The sequence below is a fragment of the Alteromonas sp. 4NH20-0104 genome (assembly GCF_057547795.1).
On record NZ_BAAJLP010000002.1, the window covers coordinates 189,606 to 204,342 of the forward strand.

At 50.1% G+C, this 14,737-nt stretch carries 14 protein-coding genes; 11 read left to right on the plus strand and 3 right to left on the minus strand.

Annotated elements, in window-relative coordinates:
• Positions 1-2: 2 nt before the first annotated feature.
• On the minus strand, positions 3-1,685 hold the full coding sequence (gene nadB / locus AC27IB_RS02465) for an L-aspartate oxidase (protein WP_296045390.1): 1,683 nt from the start codon (positions 1,683-1,685) through the stop codon (positions 3-5).
• A gap of 236 nt (positions 1,686-1,921) precedes the next feature.
• Between nadB and rpoE the strand changes: the two genes are divergently transcribed.
• The 10 genes from rpoE to AC27IB_RS02515 all read left to right on the plus strand — a co-directional run bounded on the left by rpoE (position 1,922) and on the right by AC27IB_RS02515 (position 10,644).
• The gene (rpoE, locus tag AC27IB_RS02470) at positions 1,922-2,500 is read left to right on the plus strand and encodes an RNA polymerase sigma factor RpoE (RefSeq protein ID WP_105935620.1); all 579 of its coding nucleotides are present in this window, start codon (positions 1,922-1,924) and stop codon (positions 2,498-2,500) included.
• Positions 2,501-2,597: 97 nt separating this feature from the next.
• Positions 2,598-3,200, plus strand: a complete 603-nt coding sequence (locus tag AC27IB_RS02475; protein ID WP_487118673.1) for a sigma-E factor negative regulatory protein — start codon at positions 2,598-2,600, stop codon at positions 3,198-3,200.
• A 5-nt stretch (positions 3,201-3,205) separates the two neighbouring features.
• Positions 3,206-4,264, plus strand: a complete 1,059-nt coding sequence (locus AC27IB_RS02480; protein ID WP_296045399.1) for a MucB/RseB C-terminal domain-containing protein — start codon at positions 3,206-3,208, stop codon at positions 4,262-4,264.
• A 4-nt stretch (positions 4,265-4,268) separates the two neighbouring features.
• Positions 4,269-4,718, plus strand: coding sequence for a SoxR reducing system RseC family protein (locus tag AC27IB_RS02485; protein ID WP_487118675.1), 450 nt, complete (start codon positions 4,269-4,271; stop codon positions 4,716-4,718).
• Positions 4,719-4,896: 178 nt separating this feature from the next.
• Complete coding sequence (gene lepA / locus AC27IB_RS02490) at positions 4,897-6,693, plus strand: translation elongation factor 4 (protein WP_296045404.1); 1,797 nt, start codon at positions 4,897-4,899, stop codon at positions 6,691-6,693.
• A complete protein-coding gene (lepB, locus tag AC27IB_RS02495; RefSeq protein ID WP_296045406.1) occupies positions 6,693-7,595 on the plus strand; it encodes a signal peptidase I in 903 nt (300 codons plus the stop codon). The genes lepA and lepB overlap by 1 nt, the downstream gene beginning before the upstream one ends.
• Positions 7,595-8,278 (plus strand): ribonuclease III, encoded by a 684-nt coding sequence (rnc, locus tag AC27IB_RS02500; RefSeq protein ID WP_296045409.1) that lies wholly within the window; start codon positions 7,595-7,597, stop codon positions 8,276-8,278. Before lepB ends, rnc begins: the two co-directional genes overlap by 1 nt.
• A complete protein-coding gene (gene era, locus AC27IB_RS02505) occupies positions 8,271-9,197 on the plus strand; it encodes a GTPase Era (RefSeq protein ID WP_296045413.1) in 927 nt (308 codons plus the stop codon). Before rnc ends, era begins: the two co-directional genes overlap by 8 nt.
• A gap of 17 nt (positions 9,198-9,214) precedes the next feature.
• Complete coding sequence (gene pdxH / locus AC27IB_RS02510; protein ID WP_296045415.1) at positions 9,215-9,853, plus strand: pyridoxamine 5'-phosphate oxidase; 639 nt, start codon at positions 9,215-9,217, stop codon at positions 9,851-9,853.
• Positions 9,854-9,867: 14 nt separating this feature from the next.
• Positions 9,868-10,644 carry a TatD family hydrolase gene (locus AC27IB_RS02515; protein ID WP_487118679.1) on the plus strand — a complete coding sequence of 259 codons (777 nt, stop codon included), beginning with the start codon at positions 9,868-9,870 and terminating at the stop codon, positions 10,642-10,644.
• Here the strand turns inward: AC27IB_RS02515 and AC27IB_RS02520 are convergent.
• Positions 10,605-11,015: a hypothetical protein gene (locus AC27IB_RS02520; protein ID WP_296045420.1), complete on the minus strand. Its 411-nt coding sequence runs from the start codon at positions 11,013-11,015 to the stop codon at positions 10,605-10,607. The genes AC27IB_RS02515 and AC27IB_RS02520 overlap by 40 nt on opposite strands.
• A 117-nt stretch (positions 11,016-11,132) precedes the next feature.
• Here AC27IB_RS02520 and serB point away from each other — a divergent pair, with 117 nt between their 5' ends.
• A complete protein-coding gene (serB, locus tag AC27IB_RS02525) occupies positions 11,133-12,146 on the plus strand; it encodes a phosphoserine phosphatase SerB (RefSeq protein WP_296045423.1) in 1,014 nt (337 codons plus the stop codon).
• Positions 12,147-12,151: 5 nt separating this feature from the next.
• On the opposite strand, the gene AC27IB_RS02530 is transcribed toward serB, so the two are convergent.
• On the minus strand, positions 12,152-14,674 hold the full coding sequence (locus AC27IB_RS02530) for a PilZ domain-containing protein (protein WP_487118681.1): 2,523 nt from the start codon (positions 14,672-14,674) through the stop codon (positions 12,152-12,154).
• Between the last annotated feature and the right edge of the window lie 63 nt (positions 14,675-14,737).

The following is a 14,737-nucleotide window of genomic DNA, read 5'->3' on the forward strand; positions in this document are numbered from 1 at the left end:
ACTTAATGCTCGAAACTGGTGAGATCACCGGGTTGCGGTGATGTATTGGAAGGCATAGGCGTTAGGATCGATGGCGTTGCTGTGTCGTTCCGTTCGGGGAAGTCCTGGTTATAATGCAGGCCGCGGCTTTCCTTGCGTTGCATGGCACAGCGTACAATCAGTTCTGCAACTGTCACCAGATTACGCAGTTCCAAGAGATTATTACTGACCCGGAAGTTGGAATAGTAATCGCTGATTTCCTGCTCCAGCAGTTTAATCCGGCGAATGGCTCTTTCCAGCCGTTTTGTGGTGCGTACAATGCCTACGTAATCCCACATGAACAGGCGCAGCTCGTGCCAGTTGTGCTGAATGATGACTTCTTCATCAGAGTCGCTGACCTTACTTTCATCCCACGGCAGGATAGACTCCTCAGCCGGTGATTCATCCAGTCGCGACAGAATATGCTCGGCCGCCGAGCGGGCAAACACAATACACTCGAGTAACGAGTTAGAGGCCATTCGGTTTGCACCGTGAAGCCCGGTATAAGCGACTTCACCTACAGCGTAAACGTTGTCGAGATCGGTGCGCGCATTCAAATCCGTCATTACGCCGCCGCAACTGTAGTGAGCCGCCGGTACCACCGGAATGGCTTCGCGGGTGATATCAATGCCCAGTGAGCGGCATTTACGGTAAATGTTGGGGAAATGCTTCACAATGAAGTCGGCGGGTTTATGACTAATATCCAGATACATACAGTCGGCGCCCAGTCTTTTCATTTCGTAGTCGATGGCACGCGCCACTATATCCCGCGGGGCGAGGTCTTTGCGCTCATCAAATTTTTCCATAAACGGCGTGCCGTCGGCGTGCACCAGACAAGCACCTTCACCGCGCAGCGCTTCGGTAATTAGAAAGTTACGCGCCTGGGGGTGAAACAAACAGGTAGGGTGGAACTGGTTAAATTCCATATTAGCGACCCGGCAACCGGCCCGCCACGCCATGGCAATACCATCGCCGCTGGCGATGTCGGGGTTTGACGTGTACTGATAAACTTTGCTTGCGCCCCCCGTTGCCAGGGTAATAAACCGGCTGCGGATCACTTCCACCTGTTCCCGTTTGCGGTTCCACACATACACGCCTTTGCAGCGGTTAGGGTTTTCCTCGCTCTTAATCATATCAATGGCGTTATAACGCTCGAATATGTGAATGTTGGGATGTTGGGAAACCGCCTCATTCAGGGTAATCTGCAGGGCCTCACCGGTTGCATCAGCCGCATGCAGAATACGGCGGAAGCTGTGGCCGCCTTCGCGGGTCAGGTGATAACGGTTTTCACCAGTATCAGATTGCTCCTGGTCGAAGGGCACGCCATGATTAATTAACCATTCCATGGCACTTTTGGCATTTTGAGCGGTAAATCGCACCACGTCTTCATCACACAGATAGGCGCCGGCTTCCAGGGTATCCTCCACATGAGATTCAATGGAGTCGCGTTCGTCAAAGACTGCCGCGATGCCGCCCTGTGCGTAACGGGTTGAGCCCTCGTTACAATCACTCTTGCTCAGCAGAATAATGCGACAATAATTGGCCAGTGATAACGCAAGGCTCATGCCCGCCGCGCCAGAGCCAATAATTAAGACATCACAACTGTGCTCAACGTTGGCGTCGGCAGGTTGTTCTGGTGTTACAGATGAAGAAGCATTTGAATTCATGTAATGTAAGGGTCACAATGCGTGATTTTCGGAAAGTCTAATCAAACTCGGCGCAAACGTAAAAGAATAAACGCCTCTATTCGTTATTTTGGCAATTATTTTACCGGTATTCTGGGTGTTTAGCTTAATAAAAGAAAAAAAGATCATATTCTTTGCGAACTTTTTAAAATACGTGAAGTCTACTCAAGTGCTTGCATGAGCTATTTGGAAATTAGTCGGTAGGAGAAATGGCTCGAATGAGCGAGCAGATAACTGATCAACAGTTGGTTGAACGTGTCCAGCAAGGCGATAAGAACGCGTTTAATCTGCTGGTAACGCGCTATCAGCATAAAGTGATGCACCTGGTTTCGCGTTATGTGAAAAATACCGGTGATGTGGCGGATGTCACGCAGGATGCGTTTATTAAAGCGTATCGGGCGTTACCCAATTTCAGGGGCGACAGCGCATTTTACACCTGGTTATATCGCATAGCGGTGAACAGCGCCAAAAATTATTTGGTGGCTATCGGGCGTAAACCGCCCGCGAGTGATGTCGATGCTGAAGAAGCGGACTATTATGATGGCAGTGATGCGTTAAAGGAGCATTCATCTCCTGAACGCAGCGTACTGTCGGATGAATTGGAGGCGACTTTGTTTCGCGCAATGGAGAAATTACCTGACGATTTACGGATGGCAATTACGTTGCGGGAGATCGAGGGGCTGAGTTACGAAGAAATTGCAAATGTAATGGCTTGTCCTGTAGGAACGGTGCGTTCCAGGATATTCAGAGCACGGGAAGCTATTGATAAGGTCATTCAACCATTACTTGAAACCTGATATTGAGCTTTGGGCCCGGGATCAGGTACAGTAGATTTTGACAAGGTTGCCTTATAACGATGAAAAGTAATACAGGCGTAACCAGGAAAAGTACTTTATGACGCAGCAACACGAAAAATTATCGGCTTTTATGGACGGCGAACTCGATGACAACGGGTTTGTTGACAGCATTAAAAACGATAGTGAATCACTGGCAAAATGGCGTAGCTACCATGTAATCCGTAGTGGCTTACGGAAAGAAGCGTCAGTCATGCCGGAGTTCGACATTACTGCCCAGGTTGCCGCCGCGCTTGAGCAGGAACCTACAGTGTTAGCGCCGAAGTCTAAATGGAAATCACTTCCGGTCGTTAACAGGGTGGTGCCATTACTTCGCCAGTCAGGACAGCTTGCCGTTGCAGCATCCGTGGCTGCCGCAGTGATTCTGGGCGTACAGCAGGTCAACCAGCAACCAGCCGCGGACGAACCGTTTACGACGTTCCAGACGCCGGTTATTCCGGGGATGCCACAAACAGGTATGGCGCCGGTTAGCCTCGAGCAAAGTAACATTGTGCCGAACAATCGTGCAGATGACACTGATGCGTTATTACAAAAGCGTCGTCAGATTAATGCGCTGCTTGCCGATCACGAACAGCAACTGAAGCTGAAGCAGGCGGAAGAGCAATCTCAACAGGCCACGGAATCTGAACCTAATCAGCCTTAATCACTATGCAAGCATTATTTGACGTAAAGCAACGCACTGCCAGGGCAGTGCGTTTGTTGTTTCTAACTACCCTAATTTCCTGTGTCCCTGCCACTCTTGTCGCCCAGGAAGACAGCCCGGCTCCTGAGCCGGAAGCGGATCAATCAGAAGCGGCAGGTGCAAAGCTTCAGCGCCAGAATCTGAACGGATTAGAATGGCTGGAGCGACTGGCTGAAATTAACCGTAAATCCAATTTTGAAGTCTCTTTTGTACTGACCAGAGCTGGCCAGGAAATGACTCCCTATCTATGGCGCCATGCCGTGCTCGAAGATGGACTGGAGGCCGAGCAGCTCAACCTGCAAAACGGACCCGGCCAGGAAATGATTCGCCTGGGCAACGTCGTCAGTGTCTTTGAACCTGACGTTCAGCCTTACAGTATTTATGCCAGCGCTATCAGTGGTCCGCTACCCAGCGATTTATTGTACAACCCGTCAGCACTGGCTGATGCCTATCAGTTTATTACAATTGGCCGCACCCGGGTTTCCGGCCGCGCCGCTCAGCAATTACGTATCGTCAGTCGCGATAACAAACGTTATAATTACCAGGTCTGGCTGGATGAAGAAACCGGCATGTTACTCAAGCTGGATATGGTGGATTTACAGGGGTCGTTGCTGGAGCAAATTCAGGTCACTGCAGTGAATGTTAGTGAACAACCTTCGTCGTATTTTTCCAGGATCAATCGGCAGGCTTTGCCCGGTGCAGTAGCCATGACACCCAAACCCCGCCAACACCAGTGGGAAGTCAAGTTTTTGCCCGTAGGTATGGAAGAAATCAAACGTGAAACCCGGCGACTGGCTATGACCGGTCAGGTGGTAGAGTACAAACTGTTCAGTGATGGGATGGTAGATGTATCGGTGTACGTGCAGCCTGCTCAGGACTCGCTCGACTCAGATGTTGTGTTACGCCATTCAACCAACACATTTTTATCGTTATCCAATGGTCAGGTGCAAATCACCATTATTGGTAAAATTCCGCCTCAAACCGCTTATGAGATAGCCCACTCCATTGGCGCGGCGGGAGAGTAAATCAATGATTACCGAGACGGCTACTGTCATTGGCGTGGATGAAGATCTGGTCACAGTCAGTGCCTCCGTGAAGACCGGTTGCAGTCAGTGTCAGGTGAGCGATGATTGTGGTACCAGTGCGGTAGCCAAAGCTTTTACCCCCCGTACGCAAACGCTGACAATGCGCAGCCCTTTGCCGCTCAAAGCGGGAGACCGGGTGATCATTGGCATTCCGGAGCAAAAAGTCCTGCTGGCTTCCTGGCTGGTTTACATCATGCCGCTGGTTACACTGATTGGCGGCGTAATAGGACTGAACCAACTGACAGACTGGCATGAACTGACGGTGTTTGCCCTGTCAGTGCTGCTATCAGCAGGCAGTGTGCGGTTAGTGTCTGGTTATCTGGCACGGGCTAAAAACGCCCGGTTTGAGCCGGTCATCGTTAATCGGGTTACCGATAAATCACACCCTGCATAGCGCTGCGGTGTGCTGTTTGCACGCCGTGACGATGAATTGTTGCTGTGATATTCGCTTTTAGCGCAATAAGTAGGTAAAATCCGCACCCTTAAAGGTGTCTGGCTGAACACGTCACAGTAATCGTTTATCACCCGCCAGACGTATAATCGTAAAAATTTGCAGGTAATTTCCAAGCATTATGCAGCATAAGCACATTCGCAACTTCTCTATTATTGCGCACATTGACCATGGTAAGTCGACCTTATCAGACCGTCTGATCCAACATTGTGGTGGACTGACCGAACGTGAAATGGCAGCACAGGTTCTTGACTCCATGGATCTGGAAAGAGAGCGGGGAATTACCATCAAAGCGCAAAGTGTGACCCTTGATTATAAAGCCCGTGATGGTGAAACTTACCAGTTGAACTTCATTGATACGCCCGGCCACGTAGATTTCAGTTATGAAGTTTCCCGTTCGTTGGCGGCCTGTGAAGGGGCGCTGCTGGTGGTTGATGCCGGGCAGGGCGTTGAAGCGCAAACCGTCGCCAACTGCTATACCGCCATCGATATGGACATGGAAGTGGTGCCGATACTGAATAAAATCGACTTGCCGCAAGCCGAGCCTGAGCGCGTAGCAGAAGAAATTGAAGATATTATTGGTATTGATGCTATTGAAGCCGTGCGTTGCTCGGCCAAAACCGGCATTGGTATTGAAGATGTGCTGGAAGTTATTGTTAAGCAGATCCCACCGCCGGAAGGGGCTCTTGATGTGCCGCTTAAAGCGCTGATTGTTGATTCCTGGTTTGATAACTATCAGGGCGTGGTCTCTTTGGTGCGTATCGTTGAAGGTGAACTGCACGTTAAAGACAAGATCCAGATCATGTCAAACGGACAGGTGCATCAGGCCGATAAAATTGGTGTCTTTACCCCTAAACCGCTGGAACGAAAGGTGTTAAGAGCTGGTGAAGTAGGCTTTATTATTGCCGGTATTAAAGAAATTCACGGTGCCCCTGTGGGCGATACCATCACCACGGCCAAGGCCCCTGCTGATAAAATGTTACCGGGCTTTAAAAAAGTCAAACCACAGGTTTATGCCGGTCTGTTCCCGGTAAGCTCTGATGACTATGAAGATTTTCGTGATGCACTGGCCAAACTGAGTCTGAATGATGCCTCATTGTTCTATGAGCCGGAAAGCTCTGCTGCCCTTGGGTTTGGTTTCCGGGTAGGCTTTTTGGGCATGCTGCACATGGAAATTATTCAGGAACGCCTGGAGCGAGAATACGATCTGGATCTTATTACCACGGCACCTACGGTAAACTACGAAGTACTTAAAACCGATGGTACCGTAATGCAGGTGGATAACCCTTCAAAGCTCCCGGCAGTCAACGACATCGAAGAAATTCGCGAACCTATGGTTGAGGCTAATATTCTGGTACCTCAGGAGTACCTGGGTAGTGTGATCACCCTGTGCGTTGAGAAGCGCGGTAATCAGACCAATATGAGTTACCATGGTAAACAGGTTGCGGTAACCTACGAATTGCCCATGGCAGAAGTGGTTCTGGACTTTTTTGACCGGTTAAAGTCTACCAGTCGCGGTTTCGCATCGCTGGATTACAACTTTAAGAAGTTTGTATCCTCAGACATGGTACGACTGGATATCATGATTAACGGTGAACGGGTAGATGCCCTGGCAGTAATTACCCACCGTGAAAATGCACAGTACCGAGGCCGCGATCTGGTGGAAAAACTACGTGAATTAATTCCGCGTCAGATGTTTGATATCGCTATCCAGGCCGCCATCGGTAACCACATTATTGCCCGCAGCACTGTGAAACAATTGCGGAAGAACGTTATTGCCAAGTGTTATGGTGGTGACGTGAGCCGTAAGAAGAAACTGCTGCAGAAGCAAAAGGAAGGTAAAAAACGGATGAAGCAAGTGGGTAATGTGGAACTGCCACAGGACGCCTTCCTTGCAATACTTAAGGTATCTAAGTAATGGCGAATTATTTTTCAATCTTGTTAGTGATTTTAACCCTGGGTTCAGGATTAATCTGGCTGGTGGATGCAATTGCTTTTGCGCCCAAAAGGAAAGCCCGGGGAGTCACCTTATCCGGCAACGGTGAATCGGCCTTACCGCCCGAGGAAAAACTGCCTTATATCGTTGATACGGCACAGCAAATTTTCCCGGTTATCGCATTCGTGCTGGTACTGCGCTCTTTTTTGTATGAGCCGTTTCAGATCCCGTCAGGCTCCATGATGCCAACGTTACTGGTAGGGGATTTTATCCTGGTTGAAAAATATGCCTATGGCTTAAAAGACCCTGTATTCCGCCATAAGTTTATCGAAACCGGCGCTCCGGAACGTGGTGACGTAGTCGTTTTCAAATATCCCGAGGAACCAAGTATAGACTATATTAAGCGCGTTGTTGGGATGCCGGGCGACACGGTTATTTACCGCGACAAGCAGGTTTTCATTAAGCCAGCCTGCGATAAAGGCCAGAACTGTGCAGAATTTAAAGCCATGCCACAACAATTCGTTAGCAGTGGTGACTTTGTCCAAAACCTGGCCCCCCTGAAACGTATCACTGAAACGCTTGGTGAAGTAGAACACGACATTCTACAGCATCCGATTTCAGAAGCCCATCCGTCCAAATTTTACACCCAGCCAGGTACAAAGATGAACGAGTGGATTGTGCCAGAGAACCAATACTTTGTACTGGGTGATAATCGTGATAACAGCCGTGACAGCCGCTACTGGGGCTTCGTGCCGGATGAAAATCTGGTGGGTAAAGCCGTGGCTATCTGGATCAGCTTTGAATTTGATCGCGCACCTGACAGCTGGTTGCCTTCCTGGGTGCCTTCAGGCGTTCGATTTAGCCGGGTAGGTGGCATTCACTAATGATCGGTATCGATCGCTATGCCAGATTATCACAACGACTGGGGTACCAGTTCAGCAATGTTGAGTTACTACAGCAGGCGCTGACTCATCGAAGTGCGGCGAAACAACATAATGAACGCCTTGAGTTTTTGGGCGACGCAGTGCTTGGCATGGTAGTCGCTCAGGCCCTGTTTAAACGCTTTCCGACTGTACCCGAAGGTAAGCTGACGCGCATGCGTTCCACCCTGGTAAAGGGTGACACGCTGGCAGAGCTTGGCCGTGAGGCAGACGTTGGCGAACTATTAAAACTGGGACCCGGAGAGCTTAAAAGCGGTGGTCACCGGCGCAGTTCGATTATTGCCGATGCGATGGAAGCCATTTTGGGGGCTATTTACCTGGAAGCCGGCCTGGACACTACCGCAGACGTTATTCTGCGACTGTGGCAGAGCCGCATCGAAAAACTCGATCCGAACGAGCATCCAAAAGACGCGAAAACCCGCCTGCAGGAGTTTTTGCAATCCCGCAAACTGCCATTACCGGTATATGAAGTGGTAGACATCAGCGGCAAGGATCATGACCAAACTTTTGTGGTGCACTGTCAGATTGACTCATTGGGTAACCCCATGAAAGGGACGGGCACCAGTCGGCGTAAAGCCGAACAACAAGCCGCACGGAACGCGCTGGAGAAACTAGAAAATGACTGACCAGCCGATTCCTGAGCTGCCAGAAGCCAACACCCGCTGCGGATTAGTTGCCATTGTTGGCCGCCCCAATGTAGGCAAGTCCACCCTGTTAAATCGTCTGCTCGGCCAAAAAGTGAGTATTACCTCACGTAAGCCACAAACCACCCGGCACCGTATTTTAGGTATTGATACCGAAAATGATTGTCAGACGGTTTATGTAGATACTCCGGGTTTACACAGCGAAGAAAAACGTGCAATCAACCGCTTAATGAACCGCGCAGCCACCAGTTCGCTGGGGGAAGTGAGCCTCATACTGTTCGTAGTGGAAGGGACGCGCTGGACCAGCGACGATGAATTGGTGCTGTCCAGAGTACAACAGTCCGGTTTGCCTTGTATCCTGGTGGTTAACAAGCAGGATAAGGTGGCCGAACCGGAGGCCTTAATCGTCCATTTGCAGGTGTTGGCGCAAAAACATCAGTTCGAGGAAATTATCCCACTGAGCGCGAAACAAGGTAAACAGGTTGAAGTTCTGCGCGATTTGGTTCGTCAACGTCAGCCCGCCAGCGAGTTTTATTTTCCGGAAGACTATATTACCGACCGCTCAAGCCGGTTTATGGCAGCCGAAATTATTCGCGAAAAACTTATGCGTTACACCGGTGATGAGTTGCCCTATTCAACCACGGTTGAAATTGAACAGTTCAAGCTGGGTGAAAACGGCGTATACCGGATAAATGGCCTGATCCTGGTGGAACGTGAAACGCAAAAACGCATGGTGATCGGAAAAGGCGGTAAACACTTAAAAACCATAGGTGAGCAGGCGCGACTGGATATGGAGCGACTGTTCGACAATAAGGTTTTTCTCGAACTGTGGGTGAAAGTGAAGTCGGGCTGGGCCGACGATGAACGAGCACTGCGTTCGCTCGGTTATGGTGAAGATTAAGTAAGCAGGTGACAGGTATGAGTATTGCTGATATGCGTCGTCAGTACAGTCAGGGGCATTTAACCGACAACGACTTAACTGATCATCCGGTAGAGTTATTTAAGCAATGGCTGGGCGCGGCAATTGATGCGGGTATCCCGGATCCTACCGCCATGACGGTAGCCACGGTAGATGCTGACGGTCAGCCATCTCAGCGGATCGTGTTGCTTAAAGATTACGACCACGAAGGCTTTGTGTTTTACACCAACCTGGGCAGCCGTAAAGCCAAAGAGCTCAGTGAGAATCCGCGTATTTCGTTGCATTTTCCGTGGTTTTTCATGGAGCGACAGGTGCGTATTTGTGGCACGGCAGAGAAGCTTACCACGGCGCAAAACGCCAGATACTTTTTATCCCGGCCAAAAGATTCACAGCTGGCCGCCTGGGCATCACAACAAAGTCAGCCGATCTCCAGCCGCGAGCTGCTGATGACTCAATTTCATCAGATGAAAGAGAAATTTGCTAAGAAAGAGATCCCGCTACCGGATTTCTGGGGCGGTTTCAGGGTTGTTCCCCATCAAATTGAATTCTGGCAGGGCGGAGAAGATCGCTTACACGACCGCTACGAATACACCAAACAGGCCGATAACCGCTGGGTCACTCAGCGCCTCATGCCTTAGCCTGACGGTTACTGATGATTGACTCACACTGCCATCTGGATCTCCCTGAGTTTGAACCAGACTGGCAGGACGTGCTGCACAGAGCGCTTGAAAATGGCGTTCAGCGAATATTGCTGCCGGGAACGACTCAGGCAGGCTGGCAACGCCAGCACAAAATGGCCGCTGAACATGAGCAGCTCGATTTCGCTTTTGGCTGGCACCCTTATTTCTTTCCCGATAACCCCAAGCAGGCAATCAATGCGCTGCGAGAATGGCTACAAGCTACCACCATTGCCCCGCTAGCGATTGGTGAAATTGGCATAGACGGTGCTGTTGAAACGCCCGTAGATGAGCAGCAGACATTCTTTGAGGCGCAACTGCAACTGGCCAACGAGTGGCAATTGCCGGTGATCCTGCATCATCGCCGTTCCCACCATTTGTTACTTGAGTCGTTAAAGCGATGCCGCTTTCAGCACGGCGGTGTGGTGCATGCTTTTTCTGGCAGTGAGCAGGTAGCACAGCAGTATATTGAAGCCGGATTTAAGCTGGGGATTGGTGGCACCATTACCTATTCAAGAGCGCAAAAGACCCGGCAAACCGTGGCGGGCATACCGCTAGACCACCTGTTGCTGGAGACCGATGCGCCGGATATGCCGATGGCAGGCCGACAGGGCGTTCGCAACGAACCTCAATTTATTGGTGAGGTTGCCAACACCCTGGCCGAACTAAAAGGCGTTACCCTGGCTGAAGTGGCTGAGCGCACTTCGGCTAACTACTTTGATTTATTTGGTTCCCGCACCCACTGTAAATAACCAATCACCTGATTATCCTGTTCAACAGGTATCATTGCGCTGGTGCGAAGCGGCTCTTCTCTCATCAGTTGCGGTAATAGCGTTTTAATGCCTTGCTGGGCTAACCGATCGCCGGTTACTGAGAAAACAGTCGCCCGCAGGATGTGCTCATCCTCGGCCATGCTGGCCAGTATACGATCCATTTCCGCCTGATTAAGGCTTGCCACTGCGGGGCGAATGAGCCGCACATAATGATGCCCCAGGGGATCCTCTGCAGAGGATAAGTGGCCGGATTGTGAGGTTACGGCAACCATCGCGGCAATGCACAGACCGGTTATCAGCATGGTCATAATAATAAGCCGGTGGGCAGTAGAGAAGGTAATACGGCGCAATGCAATGCCTTTTTTAAGATTAAAAATGTGCAACTTAGTCTAACTATGCATTTCCCAAACGCTGACTATCCGTTAGGATCGGGTTATTCGCTAACTCAAGTAATGAGAACCCGGCCCTTGGAATTAACAACGCTTAGTACAGAACAATTAACCAGTGCAGCTTTTCTTACCGCTGCGTTGGCAGAATATCAGAATCTTCGTTGGGATCAATCCTACACCAGCCTGGCCGCTCAGGCACACCAACAATCACCTCAGCAACTTATTGTTTGTGCGCCGGCACTCACGCTGGAACAGCTTGCTGTGATTGCCCAACGCCTGTCACCGGCCATTAAACTGGGAAGTTTTACATTACACCCTCACAGTGGTTTGCTCGCGCAAAGTACCGTCTGTTTTGACGTGGAATCAGTGGATGCTGATCCGCGGGCGATTCATGATTTGACTGACGCGGCAGCGCAGGCTTGTCATTGTGAAGTCGCTTTGCGAGGCGTTACCCCTCGATTATCTGAGCCAGGGCTGCTGGTGATGGACATGGATTCAACGGTGATCCAAATTGAGTGTATTGATGAAATCGCCAAGCTCGCGGGCCTGGGTGAGCAGGTGGCCGCCGTGACAGAAAAAGCCATGCGCGGCGAGCTCGATTTTGCTGAAAGCCTGCGTTCACGGGTGGGCTGTCTGAGTGGCGTGGAAGTTAGTCAGCTGAAACAAATTCGCGACAGTATTCCGTTAATGCCCGGGCTGCAAAATTTATTGGCTGTGTTAAAGCGGCATGGCTGGAAAATTGCCATTGCATCGGGCGGCTTTACCTATTTTGCCGGCTATCTGGAAAATCGTCTCGGGCTGGATGCTTCCCGGGCTAATGTGCTTGAGGCGCAGGATGGTAAACTTACCGGCCACGTGGTAGGCGGTATTGTGGATGCACAGATTAAAGCGGAAACCGTGCAGGAACTGGCTCAGCGCTGGGATATCCCGCTTACGCAAACGGTGGCCATGGGCGACGGAGCTAACGACCTGAAAATGATGGGGGTAGCGGCGCTAGGGGTGGCGTTTGAAGCGAAACCTGTGGTGAATGCTCAGGCCGATGTCGCCATTCGATATTCAGGCCTGGATACCTTGCTGGCTTATTTAGGTTAGCCGGTTTAGCTTTTCAGTAACGCCTTGATGCCGCCAGGCTCAATGGCGTGCTGACTGGGTGTTTTTTGATTATCGGCAATTCTGTGTTCATCAAAACCAAACCGCAGTAACACCTGGTCGGTTATATCCACCGCATGTACGCAAGCACCGATACTCCACAAACGTTCTTCCAGCTCCTTCGCGCGGTGAATTGCGTAAACGCCGATATAGTTTATTTCCGATTGCAGCATTTCCAGATCGGGTTTACCGGTCACCGTTACAGTAACCGTCATGGCAATGAACTGACCAGTTGTCAGGGCATTTTCGATAAACTGCTGGCGTGATTCTTCTGAACTGAAGCGGTGCTCATAGCGAGCGTCGATGGCATCGGCAGGTTCTTTCTCAGCTGGTCGGAAGGCGATAAAAATTTCGCGGGTAACCGGTTGATGCTCTGTTTTAACCTGTTTGATAGCGTGTTGGATAAAGGGCGAGTCGAGGGTGCGATCGCGAAAGAACACTTCAAGGTTCATTTTGCGCTGTTCGGCAAAATGACTGAACAGGGTTTTTAAGCGCGGATTGGCGTCTTTGCCCAGCACGCCAACCTGGGGTAAATAGCGTCCGCTGATTTTTGATAATACAAACGCCAGTGTTGACGGTGTTTTGGCATTGATACAGCGTAAAGCATGGCCAATGCCTGGGATTTCTTCTTCATCGGGATAAGTTTTCAGTGACGATTTATTACTTTTGATCAACTCGGTAAAGAAGCGGCGTGCCGGCAGGCCATCATCACCCGCAACGGATCGCACATGAAGCACGTTTTTATCGCCACTGATGTGAACTACCCGGTAGTGCAAATTACTGACGTCAAATTTGCTGGTCAGCTCCTGTAATTTGGGCAGACTGACCATGACCCGCATATTCAGATCGCCATGATACGCACCATCGATTTCTATGCGCAGACCATTAATGGAGATATCTTCACTGATACCGTTAATCGTTTGTCCTCTGGCCACCACCTGAACCGCAGTACGCAGCAGGTAGCGGGTTTCCATGCGCTGTTCCTGGAACTTATAACGGAAGGCTTTAATTTCGCCTGGCGGGCGATTGCGCGCATGGCCAAAGAGCTTTAACGCCTTTAACTGAGCGCGGTCAATTTTAACCTGACTAAACTGCAGTTGTTCACGGTCAGAGGTAATATCGGTGACCTGCACCGCATAGGCCAGGTTTTGCAATCTCGCCATCAGGCGAGGGGCGGGCCTGGCATTCTGGCGCTTCACTTTGGTGCCCACATCGTCGGGTAACGACAGCGGGGCATAGGCATCTTTGGCGGATACTTTCACTATGCCGACTTTGAAAACACGCCAACTGACTTTTCTGGAGCCAAAGCCAATGAATAAGTCACTAAGCGCCGGGTGCCGGGCCAGTTCGTCGCTGGACGCCGAGTAAAAATAGACCTTGCCGTTCTGGATATGATTAAAGCTGTAGACATACAGCGCGGGCGATTCGTGTTTACTTTGAATTAATTGTTTTAAGCGGTCACCGGTCAGTAAATACCCCAGGCGTAATTCATCTTCTTCGTCGTTCCAGTAACTGAGGATATGACGGTTTAAATCGTTGGCCATGGCAAAGCGTGCCCGTGCTCGGCCTTCCTTTACTTCGATAAACACCGGTAGAGAAGGGCAGCTGGGCGAAAAATATTGTTCACAGGACTTATTGATTATGGCGTCTATGGTGTTATCCATATTGACTTTGTAACGCCGTTTATTGCCGTGGATAAACTTATCGATAAATTGATCGAAATGGCCATTCGGGGCATCCTGCAACCGTTTCATTTGCAGAAACTGAAATTCCTTTTTACGGGAAATGCTGACTACCTGATATTTGATAGCCATTTTCTTGTCCAGCGAGTATTCGGTTTCCAGGCCGCGGAAATAAACGCCAATCTTTTCTCCGGGCTTAAAGAGCTGCTCTTTGGAAAGCTTGATTTTCATGCCTTTGATGGAAATATCCACGCTGGTTGCCCGCAGGCTATTATTGGTCTCGGTAAACACTTCCAGCGACACGGCAAAGTTCATGCGCTCTTCGTTACGCTTTGCATAGCTCAACAGGTTGATATTAGGCACATCAAACTGAGAAACACTATTACTGGTTTTATCCGGTATTTCGACGTCCTGTTCGTTGCGGGCCTCGGCCTTTTCGCGGATCACGCGAAAATTGTTTTCTGTGGCCAGTACCGCCTCGTAGACACCAAAAGAGTATAAGCCGAACATTCGTACCTGTTGTTCGAACACCTCAATGGCTACATCGTCCAGGTAATGTTTGATTCCGTCGTATTCATACAGTCGGCACTCACCATCTACCTGACCGCGCAAATCGATTGCCCGCATACAGGGGCGCGCCAGACGCTTTACTTCCATTTTTATCAGAAAGCGCTTTTCTTTGGGAACATGCGACGCAACCTGCTGAAGCACCTGATTGAACTCAGGTTCTTTCACCATCGGTTTAAGTTGTTCTATTATTTGCGCGTACTGCGATAAATCCTGATTCATGCGAGGTTTTGCTGTGTCCCTGACGGCTTTTTAGTATATTAACGACTTATCGGCAAAATAACT